This window comes from Vibrio sp. AK197 (genome assembly GCF_053903115.1).
The window spans coordinates 425190-444955 of sequence record NZ_CP096430.1; the positions used below are offsets into that span (position 1 = coordinate 425190).

Sequence of the window (19766 nt, forward strand, 5' to 3'; positions counted from 1 at the left end):
TCCCAATGGATCGCTGTTCCGTTCCGAGTTACATTGTTGCCATGCACTTACTGGTTGTTATGACAGCCTGATAAGACATAGAGCCGAAGTGAAATATTTCGAATTAGGCTACGAATAAGCCCTAACTATGTATCAGCCAAGAGAGAAGTTGACCTGACTTTTTGATATTGGCAAGGAGAACAATATGGCAGCAATGTTGTCTGGCGCCGAAATGGTCGTCCAGTCTTTGATCGAAGAAAGCGTTGAGCAGATCTTCGGTTACCCCGGTGGTTCCGTGCTAGATATCTATGATGCTCTGCACGCTAAAACTGACCACATTAAACACGTCCTCGTCCGTCACGAACAAGCCGCTACCCATATGGCCGATGGCTATGCACGCGCAACCGGTAAACCTGGGGTCGTGCTCGTATGTTCAGGCCCGGGTGCAACCAATACGATCACAGGTATAGCGACGGCGTATATGGACTCAATCCCAATGATTGTGATTTCTGGTAACGTGCCGAATAACCTTATTGGTAATGATGCGTTCCAAGAGTGCGATATCGTTGGTGTGTCTCGCCCTGTGGTGAAACATAGCTTCTTAGTTAAAAAGTCGGAAGATATTCCTGAGACCATCAAAAAAGCGTTTTATATTGCTACCACGGGTCGCCCGGGTCCGGTGGTGATTGACTTACCCAAAGATGTACTCAACCCACAAAATAAATTGCCGTTTGAGTATCCTGAAAGCATCAGCTTGCGCTCTTATAAACCGACGACCAGTGGTCATAAAGGACAAATTAAAAAGGCGTTACGTGCACTGCTTGAGGCTAAAAAGCCTGTCCTTTACATTGGCGGTGGCGCTGTGATTTCAGAAGCGGATAAACAGGTAACCAAACTGGCGGAAACGCTTAATTTGCCTGTTGTCAGCACGCTAATGGGGCTGGGCGCTTTTCCTGGGACCCACCGTAACGCGCTGGGTATGCTGGGTATGCACGGCACTTATGAAGCCAACATGGCGATGCACCACGCGGATTTAATTTTCGGCGTTGGGGTTCGTTTTGATGACCGTACGACCAATAATTTAGAAAAGTATTGCCCCAATGCCAAGGTAATGCACATTGATATTGACCCTTCCTCCATTTCCAAAAATGTGCGCGTCGACCTGCCAATTGTCGGCTCTGCGGAAAAAGTTTTGGATAGCATGTTGAAATTGCTGGTCGAGCAGGGGGGTAATAATGACGAGCAAGCGCTTGAGTCTTGGTGGCAAGATATTCAAGTCTGGCGAGATCGTCAGTGCTTGGCCTATGAAACCTCTCCAGAGCGGATTAAACCCCAACAGGTGGTTCAGACGCTACATAAACTCACCAAAGGTGATGCGTATGTTGCCTCTGATGTGGGTCAACATCAGATGTTTGCCGCTCTTTATTACCCATTTAACAAGCCGCGCCGTTGGATCAATTCCGGGGGATTAGGCACGATGGGATTCGGCTTGCCAGCCGGAATGGGCGTTAAGTATGCAAAACCACAAGAAGAAGTGGTAGTCATTACCGGAGATGGCAGTATTCAAATGAATATTCAAGAGCTATCAACGGCACTTCAATATGATATTCCAGTAAAAATCATTAACTTGAATAACCGCTTCTTGGGAATGGTCAAACAGTGGCAAGACATCATTTATCAAGGACGTCACTCGAACTCTTACATGAGTTCTGTTCCGGATTTTGCAGCGATTGCAGAAGCTTATGGGCATGTTGGTATTCGAATCTCAACACCTGATGAGCTAGAAGCGGGCTTGCAAAAAGCGTTAGACATGAAAGATCGTCTCGTGTTTGTTGATATTAATGTTGATGAAACCGAGCACGTATACCCGATGCAAATTCGCGGTGAGGGTATGGATAAAATGTGGCTAAGCAAAACGGAGAGAACTTAATTATGCGCTACTTGATTTCAGTGTTAATGGAAAACCAACCTGGGGCATTATCTCGCGTGGTCGGTTTGTTCTCTCAGCGTGGCTACAACATTGAAACCCTCAATGTTTCGCCGACAGATGACGATACGTTATCGCGCTTAAATGTCACGACAACCAGTAGTGAGATGCAGCTTGAACAAATTCAAAAGCAGCTGCACAAATTGATTGATGTGCTAAAAGTACAAGAAGTTTCCGAGCAAGAGCACATTGAGCGGGAATTAATGCTAGTGAAAGTGAAAGCCAGCGGTTACGCTCGAGCAGAAGTGGCGCGCATGTCTGACATTTTTCGTGGGCAGATCGTTGATGTCACTTCATCACAATACACGGTGCAAATTGCTGGCACCAGTGAAAAACTGGACGCGTTTGTCACCGCTATGTCGGATGTCACGGATGTGATTGAAGTCGCTCGTAGTGGTGTGGTTGGGATTGCACGTGGTGAGCGGGCTCTGAAAGCTTAATTTCGCACTGCTAGTTGAATAAAAAAGCCACCGACTCGGTGGCTTTTTTGTGACTAAAACGAGCGCATTAGTGCAAGATACGGGCGCGTAGTGTGCCTGCAATGCCTTTGAGTTTTGCGAGTGCTTCATCAGAGCGTTCTGTTTCCACATCAATGACGACATAACCAATTTCTGGAGACGTTTGCAGATACTGTGCCGCGATATTGATGCCTTCTTCAGCGAAGATGGTGTTAATTTGATTCAGAATGCCAGGACGGTTCTCGTGAATATGCAATAGACGAGAACACTCACGTAATTCTGGTAGCGATACTTCTGGGAAGTTAACACTTGAAAGTGTTGAACCGTTGTCTGAGTACTTGGCGATTTTGCCTGCAACTTCAACCCCGATGTTTTCCTGCGCTTCTTGTGTTGAGCCGCCAACGTGCGGTGTCAGAATCACATTGTCATATTTCATCAAAGGTGACTCAAATGGGTCCGCGTTGGTTTTCGGTTCGGTTGGGAACACATCAACAGCGGCGCCCGCAAGGTGGCCAGATTCCAATGCTTGGCATAACGCAGGAATATCGACCACGGTTCCACGCGCGGCGTTGATGAAGATTGACCCTGGTTTCATGCGCGCAAATTCTGCTTCGCCCATCATGTTTTTGGTTTCCGGGGTTTCAGGCACGTGTAGAGAAATAACATCACACTTGTTGAGCAGCTCGCTCATGGTATGAACTTGTTGTGCATTACCCAGTGACAGTTTGTTCTCGATATCGTAGTAATACACGTGCATGCCTAGGTTTTCGGCAATAATACTCAGCTGAGTACCGATGTGGCCGTAACCGATGATACCCAGGTTTTTACCGCGAGCTTCAAAAGAGTGATCGGCACTCTTTTTCCAAATACCGCGGTGAGCGAGGGCATTTTTCTCTGGAACACCACGAATTAGTAGAAGAATTTGACCAAGTACTAATTCCGCAACACTACGAGTGTTGGAAAATGGCGCATTGAATACTGGAATACCACGTTTGGTTGCTGCGTTAAGTTCAACTTGGTTTGTCCCGATACAAAAACAACCGACAGCAACCAATTTGTTGGCTGCTTCAAATACTTTTTCATTGAGGTTGGTGCGGGAACGAATACCGATAAAGTGAACGTCTTTGACGGCTTCTAGCAATTCCTCTTCAGGTAGGGAGCCTTTGTGGTACTCAATGTTGGTATAGCCGGCAGCTTGTAACACTTCTACAGATGAAGGGTGAAGGCCTTCGAGAAGCAGAATTTTGATTTTATCTTTTTCCAGTGAAACTTTGGCCATTATGTTCGTCCTTAAAATGGAAATATGGGGCTTGGTTGGCGCACATTGACCTAAACATCAAATAAAGACAGTTTCATTTGTCGTTTTTAGAAAAGCAAACGTTTTCCTTGTGCGTCTTCTGAACAATAACTTATCAAAAAAATTTTAGTTTGGGTAAGAAAATTACGGAATAAGGCATAATTTTTCCGCGGAGAAAATAAAAAATGGCGCCTTCAGGCGCCACATGTAATTAAGTAACAGAAAAGTCGCTATTTGTTTAACTTTTACTCATCAATTTTAGCACCGTTTGGTGTCCCGGTGATCACTACGTCTGCGCCACGTTCAGCGAACAGCCCGACGGTGACCACTCCGGCGATGGCATTAATTTGTTGCTCAAGCTGCTTGGGATTGGTGATCTGCATGTTGTGTACGTCAAGAATGACATTGCCATTGTCGGTGACAACGCCTTCGCGGTACGCGGGGTCTCCACCGAGTTTAACCAGTTCACGGGCGACATAAGAGCGGGCCATTGGAATCACTTCAACAGGCAGCGGAAATTGGCCTAAAACCTCCACCGCTTTTGTGTCATCAACAATACAGATAAACTTTTTGGAAATCGCCGCAACGATTTTTTCACGGGTAAGCGCTGCACCGCCACCTTTGATCATCTCGCGAGCAGGGTTGATTTCATCTGCGCCGTCAACATATACATCCAAAGACATGACATCGTTACAGCTAAATACTTCGATGCCCAGTGCTTGCAGTTTCTCGGTTGAGGCATCAGAGCTGGATACCGCGCCTTTGATCTCATCTTTCATGGTCCCTAGAGCATCAATGAAGTGATTAACGGTTGAGCCTGTTCCGACGCCAACAATGCTGTCTTTTTCAACATATTTTAAAGCTGCCCAACCAGCTTCTTTCTTCATTTCATCTTGAGTCATGCTCATCTCCTGAATTGACACTGTGTCCGCTAAGATAAATTGCGCGAATTATAACGGCTTAGTGTTTGAATTCCCAATGCCATATGCGCGATGGGGTCACTATTTTCGGCAAAGGCACATCCCACTCTTCTGTCGGGAGTCGCTCGACATGTTGGCAATCATGCGCAAGGCCTATAGGCGTTGGACCGACGCCCGTGGCAAACCAGCGAGCAAGGCTACGATCGTAATAACCGCCGCCCATCCCTAGGCGATGACCTTGAGAATCAAAACCAACCAGAGGCGTGAATACTAGGTCTAGTTGCTCTATGGGTTTGACCTGCGTTTGGTCTAGCTTTGGTTCGAAGATGCCATATTTGTTGGTCATCATTGGCGTATGCTGGTGATAATGGAGAAACAAAAGATGCCCCGGCGAAAAGGGATGCAAAACCGGCAAATACACTTGCTTACCTTGTGACCACAACAATTCAATCAAAGGCTGAGTATCGATTTCACCATCGTTAGACAGGTATAGAGCGATATGTTGACTGATTGCGAGTTCAGGGAGAGTTTGACATTGAGAAAGCAGTTGCGCTGCGGCGTGCATTTGAATCGTCTCATCAAGCTGGTTCCGTTGCTGACGAATATATTGACGAAATTGACGACGAGTCTGAGCCATATCCGTGCCCATTGATTGAAAAGTAGTAAAGGAGAAGGTTACCCCAGGGTGCCGTTGAGGAATTTTGACCCATGAACCAGCTGGTTCAGGGCGGATTGGCAAGATGACCGTAGGCTTCTCGGTACGAGCCGAGCTTGCTCAATAGCCATCAATTACTAATCCTTTGGTGTTGCTTATCGGCTCAGGGACGTAATCCTCTGTCGCACACCCCAGGGTAAATCTGAATTCTTTGTGTACCTGAAAAGCTATGACTGCGTTTTCGTTACTTGAGTAAGTATACCATCAAGTGACGCGCTAAGCTTTTCCATTTTCTCGGTCAACGAATGTTGTCGCTGTGCTTCATCTTGTGAGCGAGATTGTAACTCATAGCATACATTTAATGCAGCTATGGTCAACAGTTGAACCTCGTTGGTGACTTTTGTCTTAGAGCTCATTTCTTCAATGCGAGAGTTCAAATCTTGGGCAGCTCGAATCAACGACTCTTCTTGCCCTGCTGGGCAATTTACTCGAGTGAGTTTACCTAAAATTTCGACTTCTACCGCTTGATTGCTCATAAGAATTCTCAACACCTAATTTGGGTGATCAAGATGGTTGAACACCGAGGTGGAAACTATAGGAAAAGCGACTTTAAGATTCAAGCTTTTCACCTGAGTTCTGACTAAAACCATCGGTGATGAACCAGTAATTGGACAATTTGATTAAAAGCTAGGCACTGAAGCTCTGTCAACATTTTCGCCGATGGCTGGTAAGTGATAGAATTAAACATATTTTTGATAATGGATAGAGCGATGAGCGAAACCTCACTCCCTGAATATCAATCTGTGGCTTCAACGCTGCAGTCGGCCAGTTTAGCGGTGACGCCTGCAGAACTGCACGGTTTATTATGTGGCATGCTCAGCGGTGGGCTGAATAGCCAAGATCAAAGTTGGCAGCCAATTCTTTTTGATTACACCAATGATGGCATGGCTTGGCCGAGTAACGCCGCGCAGGTCGCGACATCACTGCTTGAATTGAGTAGTAAAGAGTTCCATAGCAATGCACTCAGTGTTTCGCTACTCCTTCCTGATGACGATAGTGATATTTTTCAGCAGGCGGATGCAGTATCCGATTGGGTAAATCACTTCATTTCTGGTTTGGGTTTGATTGGCGCGGACATCAAAAAAGCGTCGAAAGAAGCCAAAGAAGCGCTCGCCGATTTGGAAGAGATTGCCAAATTGGGGATTGATGAAGACGATGACCTAGAAGAACAAGGTGCATTGTTGATTCAAGTGATCGAACACATCAAAGTGTGCGTACTGACCGTTCATGCCGAATTTGGTGTACGTCCTTCGGCAACTGAAGCGGCTTCGCCGACCATTCACTAAGAGCGAGCGCCATGAAACAGTTCGATATTGTTATTGCTGGTGGAGCGATGGCGGGAATGACGCTGGCTTTGGCGATAAGTCGTCGTTGTCAGCACCCATTGTCAATTGCGATTGTCGAGCCGTTTGCTGCTGATCATCAAGCGCATCCAGGGTTCGACTCGCGGGCCATTGCGCTCTCTTACGGGACGGTACAGCTACTCAAAGAGTTTGAACTTTGGCAGCATATTCGCTCACTGGCGACCCCGATCGAACAGATTCATGTTTCTGACCGTACCCATTTAGGCATGACTGAAATTACGTCTAATGAAGTGGGATTAGAGGCGCTTGGGTATGTGGTCGAATTGGCGGATGTCGGGCGCGAGTTTTCCGCATTAGTCGCCAAGGACCACCAAATAGACTTATTGTGCCCAGAGTCAGTGGTAAATATTGAACGTGACCAACATCGTGTCACTATCGAGCTGGCAAGCGGGGACGCGATTCAGTCCAAACTGCTGGTGGCTGCTGATGGTGCCATTTCAACGTGCTGTGAAAAAATTGGTTTATCACTTAAAGAGCACGATTTTGAGCAAGTTGCAGTCATTGCCAACATTGTGACGGCGAAGCCACATCAAGGATGGGCATTTGAGCGTTTTACTGATGAAGGGCCGGTTGCGTTGTTGCCGATGAGTGAGCAACGGATGTCTCTAGTATGGTGTATGTCAGCTCAGCAAGCTGAGGATGTTAAGTTGATGCAAGATGAGCAATTTATCGCGACATTGCAGCAACGTTTTGGCTGGCGTTTGGGTAAAATAGAAAAAGCAGGTGAGCGCGCAAGTTATCCATTAACCCTTCGTTACCGACCACAAAATATTTCTCATCGATTTGCGATTGTAGGTAACGCTGCGCAAACGTTGCATCCTATTGCTGGACAAGGCTTTAATCTTGGTATTCGTGATGTCGCCAGTTTAGCGCATGAAATTGGCTTGTCGTTAGATGATGCGGGAGACTACGCCATGCTTAGTCGTTTTCGTCAGCGTCGAGAGCATGACCGCCAAGCAACGATTGGGCTCACTTCTTCGTTAGTCCATCTGTTTTCTAACGATTATTTATCGCTGCGCATTGGTCGAAACCTGGGGTTACTCGCGCTGGATCGCGTACCCGGTTTAAAGGTGCCTTTATTACAACGTACGCTTGGATTGGTTGAGCGTTAATATTAGGAAAAGTTATCATGATGCAAAGCGTTGATATTGCCATCGTCGGCGGTGGTATGGTGGGTTTAGCCCTCGCTGCAGCTTTTAAAGAGTCAGATCTACGTATCGCGGTGATCGAGGCTCATGTTCCAGATAGCCAACTTGAGTCTTTGCCCGATATTCGTGTTTCCGCATTAAGTCGTTCAAGCGAAACGATATTACGTAATCTAGGCACTTGGAGTGGTATCACTCAGCGTCGAGCGGCACCTTACTCTGCGATGGAAGTGTGGGAACAAGATAGCTTTGCGCGAATTGAATTTAGTGCACAGCAGCTGGCCCAGCCTGATCTTGGCCATATTGTCGAAAATCGAGTTATTCAACTGGCGTTGCTTGAACAAGTTGAAAAGCAGGCCAACGTGAGTTTGTATATGCCAGCCCAATGTCAAAGCTTGGCTATGGGAGAAAGTGAAGCCTGGCTGACGCTTGATAATGGCCAGTCATTAACGGCTAAGTTGGTTGTTGGAGCTGATGGGGCGAATTCTTGGGTGAGACGCCAATTGGATATCCCTTTAACCCACTGGGACTACGGGCACAGTGCGGTGGTGGCAACGGTTAAAACTCAGCAACCCCATGAAAAGATCGCAAGACAGATCTTTACCTCACAAGGCCCTCTGGCTTTTTTACCGCTGGGTGACCCGCAGCTTAGTTCCATCGTGTGGTCCACTGATCCAAATCGTGCCAATCGCTTGGTTTCGCTTTCCGATGATGAATTTAATAAAGTCTTGGCTGCAGAATTTGATACACGTCTTGGATTATGCGAAGTCGTGAGTGAGCGCCAAGCCTATCCGCTCAAAATGCGCTATGCACGGGATTTTGTTCTCGATCGTATAGCCTTAGTGGGAGATGCTGCGCACACCATTCATCCTTTGGCGGGGCAAGGAGTGAACTTAGGGCTACTCGATGCAGCCAGTTTGGCACAGGAAATTCATCAGTTATGGCGTCAAGGTCAAGATATTGGTGCTCGGCGGTCTCTGCGTAATTACGAACGTTGGCGCAAATCTGAAGCGGCCAAAATGATCGCTGCGATGCAAGGCTTTCGTGATTTGTTTGACGGTAATAATCCGGCGAAAAAGTTGTTCCGTGGTATTGGTATGAAATTAGTCGGTCAGTTACCGGGAGCGAAAGACGAAATTATGAAGCGAGCCTTAGGGCTAAAAGGTGAGTTGCCAGAGTTGGCGAAAACCTCGTTTTTTGAATCGGTATAAGGCAAAAAGGTTGGCATAAGCCAACCTTTTTTAATTCATGGCTGAAGTGCGATTACGCGTAGGCGCAACGTAACTTCATTATCTCTTCGTTCACTTCTTTCACCGCCTGATAATGGCGCTTTTCGGCTTTCTCTGGAAGAATCAGTTTGCCGTTGTCGAACTCAAATTTGCCAATGCCGTAGATATAAATTCTACCTTTAAAAAGTCGACTTACGTGTTTAGCAATCATACCGGGTGTATAGCGCTTAAACAGTCTCATAGTGTAATCCTTATCTTTTTCAAGCGCTGCACATTATATAAAGCCCACTCAAAAAAGGTGTGATACCAGTGGGATAATATGCAGTAAAATGACATGCGTTTGGATACTTTTGCTGTTGTGTGCAAAAAATTAGTTAAATATCCAATTTAGTGTGACGCTTTCCTCATATTTATACTGTTCTAGGCGAAAAAAGTTCAGTGGGGGTATTACGCCTAAGGTTTATGACCGTTTTAAGAATAGACGAAGATTTTTTTTATGTGCTAGTTCTCGGTCAGAGGTTTGAGAAAAAAAGCCCGCGCGATGGCGGGCGAATAGTCACAGATGCATTACACAAAAAGTGGATGTCCTGAAACAATCAGTGGATTCACTTTTTCGTTGGAGAAGGAATCGCGCCGTTACCAGAAAACTAAAAAGCGTTTGCAAGTAACCACACGTCAAAACAATACAACTTTATTTGTTTGAACTTTAACCAACGAACTCAGCATAAATTAAAAACATAGCCGTGACTACTTATGCTTTTAATTTGAATAAAAATTTATGATGTTTTATATCATTAGTGAGGCAAATGTCACATTTATAGTGTAATGTGATGTATGACACTCTACTTAACGACACAGATCGGCAAGGGTAGGTTGGCATAACTGGATTAAATCAGCGGAGCTAAGCGCGATACCAGCCATATTATGGCCACTACTGATCGTAATCGTCTTCTGCGTGACCAACTGATGATCCATTAAGATGGGCATTGGATGTTTGAGTAATAAAGGCGTAACGCAACCGACTTGATATCCAGTAATCTCTGGGACTTGGCTGAGTTCAACACAGGTCATCCTTCGGCATTGTAAAATTGCGCGGGCTTTTTTAGGATCAACCGATTGATCGCCGGGGACGCACGCTAGAGCGTAAAGGTTTCCCATATCACGTAACAAAATGGATTTTGCCATCTGGCTAGGTGCGATACCGCGTTGCTGAGCGGCATCGATAATGGTCGTTGCGGGACGTTGATGAGGCAGCAGGTGATAATTCACCTGCTGAGCATCTAAATATTCAGTAATACATGTAGAGAAAGGGCTACTCATCATCCAAAGAATACGGCAGAGGTTGAATACTCCAGCGCGTTTCTGGCTGGGCTTTCAAACGTAAAACGGTGTCAGGTTCTAAGTTATTCGGAAGGACTGCAAGAGCGATCGCTTGCTGGTTGTTAAACTGATAGCCTGCCATTAAGGTACCAGCTCCTCGCCAGTTTTCTCCTACGGCACGTTCAATTTCACATTGACCAAAATCGGTGATCTCCTGCTCGGTGTTACCTGCCAAAATGCATAGAGAGCGTTTATTGATACCGCGATATTTCGCTCGAGCCACGGTTTCTTGCCCGGTGTAACATCCTTTGGTGAAACTGATTCCCCCCAATGCTTGCAAATTAAGCGCTTGGGGAATGTGTTCATTTTGCTGCTTATCGGTGACTATCGGTAAGCCATTTTCGATATCAAATCGAGTCCACACTGACTCATCGACGGTTTGCGCAGATGTATTGGCCACCAGTTGCTGAGCAAAGTCGCTATCAACTAGAAGCAGCCAACGTTGAGGATCGATTTTTACTAAACTGCCGTGCTCAAAAGCAATGACGTCAGCATTGGTATCGCCATAGTTTTTCACCCATTGCTCGGCTTGAGCACCCATGATGCCCAACGCGATGTCATCGGTTTCTTTTAAGGTTATTTTTGAAAAAATGGCGTATTTTTTCAGTTCAACCAGCTCTTTGTCGATGGCTGATTTAGGCTGAAACATCGCTAATCCATCGCGATGAGCAAAGGCTTGAAAAACACTCCATACTTTTCCTTTTGCATCACAATGGGCACCAAAGGTGGATTGGGTGTCTTGCAGTGAAACCAAATCGCAGGTCAGTTGTCCTTGTAAGTAAGAGACCTTATCTGCTCCCACCGCTGTGATGGCGCTCCAGGAGCCAAGGTGGGTAAGCATTAAGTCGGGCAAAGCGTCTTGAGGTGAGACAGAGAGCGGAGAAAATGAGTTCAACCAATCCATATTTCAGTTACCTAGTCAGATTTGGGTTATAGCACTATGTTAATGGCTAATGCTGGCGTTAAACAACCCTAAGTTGTTGCACGTATTTTTGTTAGCTTACTCGGTAGTGTGACTGAGTTAGTGGTTGTCACTTATTTTGCTTGTTACACTTCGGCGCAAACAACCAGAGGGTGAAGGATAACAACAATGTACACTACGGAAGAGAAAGCACGTATTAAATGGGCGTGTCGTCGAGGAATGCTAGAGTTAGACGTGGTGATCATGCCGTTTTTTGAAGAGTGTTTTGATTCACTAACTGAAACCGAACAGCAGCATTTCGTGTCACTATTAGAATGTGATGATCCAGACTTATTTACTTGGATTATGGGACACGGCCGAAGTGAGAATCTCAGTCACGCTGCAATGGTAGATAAAGTTGTCGCTCACAATCTCAGCAAGGTCCGTTAATTTTTTAGCTGGACCATCCTTTTACGCTGCGATTGCCCACCTTGCTGCTTTGCAATTGGCAATCGCATTTATCTTGTTTAATCCAATACCGCTCATCGTTTGTATTCCTCTTCTGTCTCTACTGTTGGATACTTTTTTATCATCTAGGCCGCTAGGGAAACCTTTGGTTGGCGCATGCTATGTGGCGCCACATCAGCTTAAATTTGGCGAGCGCAATTACCGAATCAAGGAAACCTACTTAAATTATAAGACTTGGCTGGTGGTGTTAGAGCTAGAAGACGGACAACGTTATTGTTTATGGCGAGATAGTGTCAGCGAGCAGCACTATCGACAACTGCTGGTTATGTTGCAAAATTCGACTCCAAATAAAAAAGCCACCGATAATTCATCGGTGGCTTGAAGAGTTTAACTCGCGAACAGGGATTTAAAATCGTTCGGGAGTCAGGATTGTCGGGCCGCTGTTTTCCTCAAGCTCTGGGTAGTCAAGAGTGTAATGTAGGCCACGGCTTTCTTTACGCTGCATCGCACAACGTACCATCAATTCGGCAACTTGAAGCAAGTTACGTAGTTCTAATAAGTTATTAGATACTCGGAAGTTACTGTAATACTCATGGGTTTCTTGCTGCAGAAGCTGAATACGTCGCAGTGCGCGCTCAAGACGTTTGTCAGTACGGACAATCCCCATGTAATCCCACATAAATAACCGCAGTTCATGCCAGTTGTGCTGAATGACGACTTCTTCATCGGAGCTGCTGACTTGACTTTCATCCCACTCAGGCAGTGTGTGCGCAAGTTGAGCGTTGTCGAGATTATCAAGAATGTCCTTCGCCGCTGCCCAAGCATAGACCACGCATTCCAGCAGTGAATTCGATGCCATGCGGTTCGCACCATGCAAACCGGTATAACTGACTTCGCCAATTGCGTAGAGCTGTTGTAAATCGGTTTGTCCGTGCTGATTAACCATCACACCACCACAGGTATAGTGGGCGGCTGGAACAATCGGTATCGGCTCTTTGGTCATATCGATACCAAGGTCCATCAAGCGCGAATAAATCGTCGGAAAATGTTTTTCCACGAAATCAGCCGGTTTGTGGCTGATATCCAAATACATGCAATCTGCACCAAGGCGCTTCATTTCAAAGTCGATCGCGCGTGCCACGACATCACGAGGGGCCAACTCTGCGCGTTCATCAAAATCCAGCATAAAGCGAGAGCCGTCCGGGCGACGTAAGTACGCGCCTTCACCGCGAAGCGCTTCTGTCAGCAGAAAGTTCCGGGCTTCTGGGTGGTAGAGACACGTTGGATGGAACTGATTGAATTCCAAGTTGGCTACACGGCAACCGGCGCGCCAGGACATGGCGATACCATCGCCCGAAGAGACATCGGGATTGGAAGTGTATTGGTAGACTTTTGATGCGCCACCTGTAGCGAGCACGACAAACTTCGCGCGAACTGCTTCAACATGCTCGTCATTGCGATTCCAGATATAGGCACCAATCACTTTCTTGCGATCGCCACCGATACGATCTTCGGTGATGAGGTCAAGCGCATTGTGGCGTTCTAAAATGGTGATGTTCGGGTGGTTATGAACGTTATCTTGCAGTGACGTTTGCATCGCCATGCCCGTTGCATCGGCCGCGTGTAAAATACGACGATGACTATGGCCGCCTTCGCGAGTGAGGTGATAACGTGGGTGCTCATCATCGTCGTTTTCCATACGATCAAACGGTACGCCACCATCAATGAGCCACTGTACGCACTCTTTGGCATTTTTGGCGATGTACTCGACGGTTTCCTTTTCACAGATGCCAGCGCCTGCAATTAATGTATCTTGCACATGGGATTCAACACTGTCTGATTCATCAAAGACCGCGGCAATGCCACCTTGGGCATAGTAAGTCGCTCCTTCGCTGCGCGGTCCCTTGCTGAGAACGATGACTTTACAATGCTTGGCTACGCGCAGCGCTAAGGTTAAACCCGCGGCGCCACTACCAATGACTAACACATCACATTGATGCTCTCGGTTTGCGTTCATAAAACTTTTAAATTCCCGAACTATAGTAGAGTGGTTACACTCTTATTCCATTAAATTTGCTCAATCATAGCATCGCTTTATTTGCAATTCTTAGTAAATAACATTGCTTTTCGCTATTTTCGTCCTCAAAATCGAAGCCTAGAAAGTAGGACGTGAGCCACTTTGCCAGTTTACTGTAAAAGTTCTGAGAAACGATTGAACTTTATTTGTATTGCCTTGTCACAATAGTGCTCAAGTAAGCAGTGGTGTCAACACTACATTTTGCATAATTAATGCCCATATCTGAGAAGATAGGGGTTTATAACGATAGGAGTATGCGCTCGAATGAACGAGCAGTTGACCGATCAGGTATTAATTGAGCGAGTTCAGAGCGGCGATAAGCAGGCGTTTAATCTTTTGGTTTTGCGTTATCAAAACAAAGTGTGCAACCTCATTTCCCGATACGTTAATAATCCCGGCGATGTGCCTGATGTCGCACAAGAGGCATTTATTAAAGCATATCGGGCGATCCCGAGTTTTCGCGGGGAGAGTGCATTCTATACTTGGTTATATCGAATTGCTGTGAATACCGCTAAAAACCATCTTGTTGCTCAAGGGCGTAGGCCGCCAGCGAGTGATGTCGATGCTGAAGATGCTGAATATTACGAAACGGCTAGTGCGTTGAAAGAAATATCGAACCCTGAGAACTTAACGTTGTCCAAAGAATTGAAACGTGTCGTTTTCAGTGCTATCGAAGCACTGCCTGATGATTTGAAAACCGCAATGACGTTGCGTGAGTTAGATGGGTTGAGTTACGAAGAGATTGCAGCGGTGATGGAATGCCCTGTTGGTACAGTTCGCTCGCGTATTTTTAGAGCTCGTGAGGCTGTAGAGAAGAAGATTCAACCCTTGATGCAACGTTAAATTCGGTAACTACTATGGTGAAAGATAATGGCTGACAAAGAAAAACTTTCAGCACTCATGGATGGAGAGTTGGTCGATAAAGCTTTAATTTCTGAATTAGAGCAAGATCAAGATAGCCTGCAGGTTTGGAAAAATTATCATCTCATTGGTGATGTGATGCGCGGTGAAGCACCTGCTAATCCAAGCTGGAATATCGCGGATAGCGTTGCATTGGCCTTAGAAAATGAACCCGCGCACGGCGTGAACGAACGTCATAGCGTGATCGGCATCAGTGAAGCTATCACTGAGTCTCAACCTGAACCGAAAAAAGCACGTCGTCAGTTACCAACCTGGATTACGCAATTTGGTCAGGTGGCGGTCGCGGCTTGTGTTACACTTGCCGTTGTACTGGGAGTACAACAGTATGGTGGTGACTCTGCGACAGATGGATCAGGAGATAAACTTCCTGTTCTACAAACGGTTCCTTTTGCCGGAAGTGCAGAGCCCGTAAGCTTGACACGTGAATCGGTTGAACGTCAGGTTAATGAAGTGAATGTTCAAGAGCAGCGTCGACGCATTAGCGCCATGCTGCAAGATTACGAGCTGCAATTGCGATTAAACAGTGGTGACACTGAGCATCACATGGTTGATCCTGAAACGGTAGTTGAATGAAAAAGTTTCTGATCAGTGTGCTGACACTGCTCAGTTTGAATACGACAACGGCCTTTGCAGAGGAGACTCCTGCAGAGGCTTTGTTGCTTCAAATGCATGATGCAAGTCAGCAACTTAGCTACGAACTCTCCTATATTTTGATTAAAAAAAGCAGTATTGAACCAATACTGTATCGCCACGCACGTGATGAAGACCAAAAGCAACTTGCCCATTTGGTGTATTTGAGCGGTCCTGTGCGTGAAGTGATTCGTCGCGGTGATGAAGTGAGTTATATCGAACCGAGCGTCGAACCCTTTACTATTGAGTCCGGTTTTATGGTCGCACCGACCATTCCTCTCCTTAATTCCGATGTTGAAGAGCTAAGCCGTTTTTACGATTTTATTCGTGTTGGTCGTGCTCGCGAGGCGGGGAGTGCGTGCCAAGTGTTACGTGTGGTTCCTAAAGACGGGCTGCGCTACTCCTACGTGCTGTGGATTGACGAAAAAACCAAGTTACCACTGCGCGCTGACTTGCTGGATCGCGATGGTGAAATTTTAGAGCAGTATCGAACGGTCTCTTATTCGGTCAGTGAGCGAGTCTCTGAGGTATTAGGGGCACTTAAAAAAGTGCGTTTACCAGAGGTTCTATCATTACCTAAAGGCAATCTTGATTCGACCTTTTGGCATGTCGGCTGGACCCCTAAAGGGTTCGAGGCACGAGAGTTGAACCGTTATCGCATGGCCGTGACTGATCGCTTAGTTGAAAGCCAAATGTATACCGATGGCTTGTTTAATTTCTCGGTTTATGTCTCTAATAAGGATAACGACTCGCTCAAAGGGCAAATAGTCCGCCAAGGGCGTCGAACACTACATAGCTTTATTAAAGGTCAAAATGAGATATCAGTGGTCGGGGATATTCCGCCCGCTACGGCAAAACGCATTGCTCAATCTGTGACCTTTTCACCACAGGAAGCGCAACAATGATGACGGCATTAGCGACCGTGTCAGCGGTTAAATCCATTCAACAAGGGTTTGAAGTACAACTCAACTGTGAGCAAAAAACCAGTTGCAGTAGTTGCTCATCGCAGAAAAGCTGTGGCACTGGCATTGTCTCTAAAGCGGTCGGCAATAAAGCACTTAATTGGACGCTTAAAACCAATCAAGACGTACACACAGGCCAAGTAGTGGAAATTGGTTTTCCTGAAAGAAGTTTAATTTTATCTGCGATGGTGGTGTATATCACGCCACTATGCGCAATGATTCTCGGGGCTTTGCTTGGTCAGTGGTGGCTAGCACCGTTACTGTCTGCCGGTGAAGGGGCGGTTATCGCCAGTTCCGCGGCGTTTGTTGCTTTGGGAATGATCGTCGCAAAACGCTTAGCTCGACGCTTAGAAGCCAACTCCGGACAACAAGTGGTGCTCGTTCGAGTGCTAGGCGAACCAATTAGCTAGTGCGTACTGGTCAGAAATTGGGTAGAATCTGCCAACTTAATTGACTGCCGTCGTTAGACGGCAGTCTTGTTTCCTCGTTAACAAGAGTTTAGTCACCCCAAATCTATGAAGCACATTCGTAACTTTTCGATTATCGCCCACATCGACCACGGTAAATCGACCTTATCTGATCGCCTTATTCAAGTTTGTGGTGGTCTTACTGATCGTGAAATGGAACAGCAAGTACTGGACTCCATGGATCTTGAGCGTGAACGTGGTATTACGATCAAAGCGCAGAGCGTCACCTTGGATTACCAAGCGAAAGACGGCGAAACCTATCAGTTAAACTTTATCGATACGCCTGGACACGTCGACTTCTCGTATGAAGTCTCGCGTTCTCTTGCCGCATGTGAAGGCGCATTGTTGGTGGTTGACGCCGGACAAGGTGTTGAAGCTCAAACCCTAGCGAACTGTTACACCGCCATTGAGATGGATTTGGAAGTTGTTCCTATTCTCAATAAAATTGATTTGCCCGCTGCTGATCCTGAACGTGTTGCTGAAGAAATTGAAGACATCGTGGGTATTGATGCGATGGAAGCAACGCGCTGTTCGGCAAAAACAGGTCTTGGTGTTGATGACGTTTTAGAGAATATTGTTCAAGCGATCCCGGCACCTGAAGGTGATCCTGACGGCGCATTACAAGCGCTTATTATTGACTCTTGGTTTGATAACTACCTTGGTGTGGTTTCTTTGGTGCGAATTAAAAACGGTTCACTCAAGAAAAACGACAAGATCAAAGTGATGAGTACCGGGCAAGTGTGGGGTGTGGATCGTATTGGTATCTTTACGCCAAAACGAGTGGATACCGATGGCCTAAATACCGGTGAAGTGGGCTGGGTAGTTTGTGGTATCAAGGACATTCTGGGCGCACCTGTCGGTGATACACTGACTCACGCTAAAAATGGCAGTGAAAAACCATTGCCAGGCTTTAAGAAAGTCAAACCGCAAGTTTATGCTGGTTTATTCCCTGTTTCTTCGGATGATTATGAAAACTTCCGTGATGCGCTGGGTAAATTGAGCCTCAATGACGCGTCACTATTTTACGAACCAGAGACGTCAGCGGCTCTGGGCTTTGGTTTCCGTTGTGGTTTCCTTGGCATGCTGCACATGGAGATCATTCAAGAACGTTTAGAACGTGAGTATGATCTTGATCTGATTACCACCGCACCAACGGTAGTGTATGAAGTTGAAAAAACCGATGGCGAAGTGATGTATGTGGACAGCCCAGCTAAGCTGCCTGCAATCAACGATATCGAAAATATTCGCGAGCCTATCGCGCGTTGTAACATTTTGGTACCGACAGAATTCCTCGGCAACGTCATCACCTTATGTGTTGAAAAACGTGGTGTTCAAGTTGATATGGTTTACCACGGCAACCAGGTGGCAGTCACGTATGATGTCCCAATGGCAGAGGTGGTTCTTGACTTCTTTGACCGGTTGAAATCGACATCACGTGGTTATGCGTCCTTAGATTACAACTTCCAGCGTTTTGAAGCTTCGAATATGGTACGTGTTGATGTATTGCTAAATGGCGACCGTGTTGATGCCTTGGCAATGATTACCCATAAAGACCAAGCGCAAACGCGTGGACGTCAGTTGGTTGAGAAGATGAAAGAATTTATCCCTCGCCAAATGTTTGATATCGCGATTCAAGCTGCGATTGGTAACCATATTATTGCGCGTTCAACGGTTAAGCAGCTACGTAAGAACGTGATCGCCAAATGTTATGGTGGTGACGTGAGCCGTAAGAAGAAACTGCTTAAGAAGCAGAAAGAAGGTAAGAAACGTATGAAGCAGATTGGCAATGTCGAACTGCCTCAAGAAGCGTTCTTAGCAATTCTTCACGTAGGTAAAGATTAAAGTTTGTTGGATTAACAGACGCAGTGAGTTGATTTAACGAATAAAAAAGTTAAGTGAAAGGGCTTAGGCTCTTTCACTTTTTAATGTAAGGGAACTCAATGGCAAACGTATTTTCACTGATTTTGGTTATCGTTACTTTGGTAACTGGGATTGTATGGTTATTCGATAAGTTGGTCTGGCGTAAAAAACGCCAAGAAAAAGTGCGCGAACTTGTCGGCGATAACCAGAAGGTTGATGAGCAAACTAAAGCCAAAATTGCGCCACAGCCTTGGTGGGTGGAAAACAGCGTGTCTATTTTCCCTGTCATTGCGTTTGTTTTGGTTCTACGCTCATTTATTTATGAACCGTTTCAGATTCCATCGGGATCCATGATGCCAACCTTATTAATTGGTGACTTTATCCTGGTAGAAAAGTACGCATATGGCTTGAAAGATCCTGTGTGGCGTACACAGTTGGTTGAAACTGGTAAACCGGAGCGTGGTGATATTGCGGTATTCAAATACCCAGTCAACCCTAGTATTGATTACATTAAACGTGTAGTTGGTTTGCCTGGGGATGTCGTACGTTATAGCGGTAAGAAAGAAGTCTGTATCCAAGCTAAGGGCAGCGACGAGTGTAAGCCTGTCGCGCTGTCTAACGTTGAACAAAGTGAGTTTTATCAAGATGGTATTCCATTGATTGAGATGCAAGAGCACCTTGGCGATGTGGAACACCATATCTTGGTTAACCCGCTGCGCCGTGATCGTGTGAGTCAATACCATCCACGAGGCGGAGTGAATGAATGGGTAGTGCCTGAAGGCCACTACTTTATGATGGGCGACAACCGTGACAATAGCGCTGATAGCCGCTATTGGGGCTTTGTTCCAGAAGGGAATTTGGTAGGTAAAGCCGTCGCGATTTGGATCAGTTTTGAGTTTGAACGCGATCAAGACAGTATTCTGCCTTCATGGATTCCAACAGGTGTGAGATTTAATCGCATCGGCGGTATTAACTAGTTCGAATTAGAACACCAAAGACAAAGAGA

21 protein-coding genes and 1 other RNA gene are annotated in these 19766 nt (G+C 46.1%); 13 read left to right on the forward strand and 9 right to left on the reverse strand.

The window, feature by feature from the left end:
- Positions 1 to 184 precede the first annotated feature (184 nt).
- Together M1D72_RS09130 and ilvN are read left to right on the forward strand one after the other, a co-directional pair.
- Positions 185 to 1909, forward strand: coding sequence for an acetolactate synthase 3 large subunit (locus M1D72_RS09130; protein ID WP_456296679.1), 1725 nt, complete (start codon positions 185 to 187; stop codon positions 1907 to 1909).
- A 2-nt stretch (positions 1910 to 1911) separates the two neighbouring features.
- Positions 1912 to 2406, forward strand: a complete 495-nt coding sequence (gene ilvN, locus M1D72_RS09135; protein ID WP_390191932.1) for an acetolactate synthase small subunit — start codon at positions 1912 to 1914, stop codon at positions 2404 to 2406.
- Positions 2407 to 2473: 67 nt separating this feature from the next.
- Here the strand turns inward: ilvN and serA are convergent, their stop codons facing one another.
- The 5 genes from serA to M1D72_RS09160 all read right to left on the reverse strand — a co-directional run bounded on the left by serA (position 2474) and on the right by M1D72_RS09160 (position 5832).
- Positions 2474 to 3703 carry a phosphoglycerate dehydrogenase gene (serA, locus tag M1D72_RS09140; protein WP_456296680.1) on the reverse strand — a complete coding sequence of 410 codons (1230 nt, stop codon included), beginning with the start codon at positions 3701 to 3703 and terminating at the stop codon, positions 2474 to 2476.
- 263 nt (positions 3704 to 3966) lie between these two features.
- A complete protein-coding gene (rpiA, locus tag M1D72_RS09145; protein ID WP_390191735.1) occupies positions 3967 to 4623 on the reverse strand; it encodes a ribose-5-phosphate isomerase RpiA in 657 nt (218 codons plus the stop codon).
- Between the two features lie 58 nt (positions 4624 to 4681).
- Positions 4682 to 5278, reverse strand: coding sequence for a 5-formyltetrahydrofolate cyclo-ligase (locus M1D72_RS09150; protein WP_390191732.1), 597 nt, complete (start codon positions 5276 to 5278; stop codon positions 4682 to 4684).
- Positions 5279 to 5314: 36 nt separating this feature from the next.
- Positions 5315 to 5497: non-coding RNA, 6S RNA (ssrS, locus tag M1D72_RS09155), on the reverse strand.
- A gap of 26 nt (positions 5498 to 5523) precedes the next feature.
- Positions 5524 to 5832: a cell division protein ZapA gene (locus tag M1D72_RS09160; protein WP_456296681.1), complete on the reverse strand. Its 309-nt coding sequence runs from the start codon at positions 5830 to 5832 to the stop codon at positions 5524 to 5526.
- Between the two features lie 234 nt (positions 5833 to 6066).
- Here M1D72_RS09160 and M1D72_RS09165 point away from each other — a divergent pair, with 234 nt between their 5' ends.
- From M1D72_RS09165 to M1D72_RS09175, 3 genes are read left to right on the forward strand one after another with little or no spacing between them, the layout of a single operon-like run.
- Entirely contained in the window at positions 6067 to 6642 is a 576-nt protein-coding gene (locus M1D72_RS09165; protein WP_390191728.1) for a YecA/YgfB family protein, read from the forward strand.
- A gap of 11 nt (positions 6643 to 6653) precedes the next feature.
- Positions 6654 to 7832: a 2-octaprenyl-6-methoxyphenyl hydroxylase gene (ubiH, locus tag M1D72_RS09170; protein ID WP_456296682.1), complete on the forward strand. Its 1179-nt coding sequence runs from the start codon at positions 6654 to 6656 to the stop codon at positions 7830 to 7832.
- A gap of 17 nt (positions 7833 to 7849) precedes the next feature.
- A complete protein-coding gene (locus M1D72_RS09175; protein WP_456296683.1) occupies positions 7850 to 9076 on the forward strand; it encodes an FAD-dependent 2-octaprenylphenol hydroxylase in 1227 nt (408 codons plus the stop codon).
- Positions 9077 to 9128: 52 nt separating this feature from the next.
- Here M1D72_RS09175 and M1D72_RS09180 read toward each other — a convergent pair whose 3' ends face one another.
- From M1D72_RS09180 to ygfZ, 3 genes are all read right to left on the reverse strand, one after another.
- Positions 9129 to 9335 (reverse strand): DUF1107 domain-containing protein, encoded by a 207-nt coding sequence (locus M1D72_RS09180; RefSeq protein ID WP_390191720.1) that lies wholly within the window; start codon positions 9333 to 9335, stop codon positions 9129 to 9131.
- Between the two features lie 605 nt (positions 9336 to 9940).
- Complete coding sequence (locus M1D72_RS09185; protein WP_456297372.1) at positions 9941 to 10414, reverse strand: aminoacyl-tRNA deacylase; 474 nt, start codon at positions 10412 to 10414, stop codon at positions 9941 to 9943.
- On the reverse strand, positions 10407 to 11378 hold the full coding sequence (gene ygfZ / locus M1D72_RS09190; protein ID WP_456296684.1) for a tRNA-modifying protein YgfZ: 972 nt from the start codon (positions 11376 to 11378) through the stop codon (positions 10407 to 10409). The genes M1D72_RS09185 and ygfZ overlap by 8 nt, the downstream gene beginning before the upstream one ends.
- A 186-nt stretch (positions 11379 to 11564) precedes the next feature.
- Between ygfZ and M1D72_RS09195 the strand changes: the two genes are divergently transcribed.
- Together M1D72_RS09195 and M1D72_RS09200 are read left to right on the forward strand one after the other, a co-directional pair.
- A complete protein-coding gene (locus tag M1D72_RS09195; RefSeq protein WP_390191715.1) occupies positions 11565 to 11825 on the forward strand; it encodes an FAD assembly factor SdhE in 261 nt (86 codons plus the stop codon).
- 55 nt (positions 11826 to 11880) lie between these two features.
- Positions 11881 to 12225, forward strand: coding sequence for a hypothetical protein (locus M1D72_RS09200; protein WP_456297373.1), 345 nt, complete (start codon positions 11881 to 11883; stop codon positions 12223 to 12225).
- A 24-nt stretch (positions 12226 to 12249) separates the two neighbouring features.
- Here M1D72_RS09200 and nadB read toward each other — a convergent pair whose 3' ends face one another.
- Entirely contained in the window at positions 12250 to 13860 is a 1611-nt protein-coding gene (gene nadB / locus M1D72_RS09205) for an L-aspartate oxidase (RefSeq protein ID WP_456296685.1), read from the reverse strand.
- Between the two features lie 324 nt (positions 13861 to 14184).
- Here nadB and rpoE point away from each other — a divergent pair, with 324 nt between their 5' ends.
- The 6 genes from rpoE (at position 14185) to lepB (ending at position 19737) form a co-directional block, all read left to right on the forward strand.
- On the forward strand, positions 14185 to 14763 hold the full coding sequence (gene rpoE, locus M1D72_RS09210; RefSeq protein ID WP_390191707.1) for an RNA polymerase sigma factor RpoE: 579 nt from the start codon (positions 14185 to 14187) through the stop codon (positions 14761 to 14763).
- A gap of 27 nt (positions 14764 to 14790) precedes the next feature.
- Positions 14791 to 15414 carry an RseA family anti-sigma factor gene (locus M1D72_RS09215; RefSeq protein ID WP_456296686.1) on the forward strand — a complete coding sequence of 208 codons (624 nt, stop codon included), beginning with the start codon at positions 14791 to 14793 and terminating at the stop codon, positions 15412 to 15414.
- Positions 15411 to 16376 (forward strand): sigma-E factor regulatory protein RseB, encoded by a 966-nt coding sequence (rseB, locus tag M1D72_RS09220; RefSeq protein WP_390191704.1) that lies wholly within the window; start codon positions 15411 to 15413, stop codon positions 16374 to 16376. The genes M1D72_RS09215 and rseB overlap by 4 nt, the downstream gene beginning before the upstream one ends.
- Positions 16373 to 16843: a SoxR reducing system RseC family protein gene (locus tag M1D72_RS09225; RefSeq protein WP_456296687.1), complete on the forward strand. Its 471-nt coding sequence runs from the start codon at positions 16373 to 16375 to the stop codon at positions 16841 to 16843. Before rseB ends, M1D72_RS09225 begins: the two co-directional genes overlap by 4 nt.
- 105 nt (positions 16844 to 16948) lie before the next feature.
- On the forward strand, positions 16949 to 18742 hold the full coding sequence (gene lepA, locus M1D72_RS09230; protein WP_390191701.1) for a translation elongation factor 4: 1794 nt from the start codon (positions 16949 to 16951) through the stop codon (positions 18740 to 18742).
- A gap of 98 nt (positions 18743 to 18840) precedes the next feature.
- Complete coding sequence (gene lepB, locus M1D72_RS09235) at positions 18841 to 19737, forward strand: signal peptidase I (protein ID WP_456296688.1); 897 nt, start codon at positions 18841 to 18843, stop codon at positions 19735 to 19737.
- The last annotated feature ends 29 nt before the right edge of the window (positions 19738 to 19766 follow it).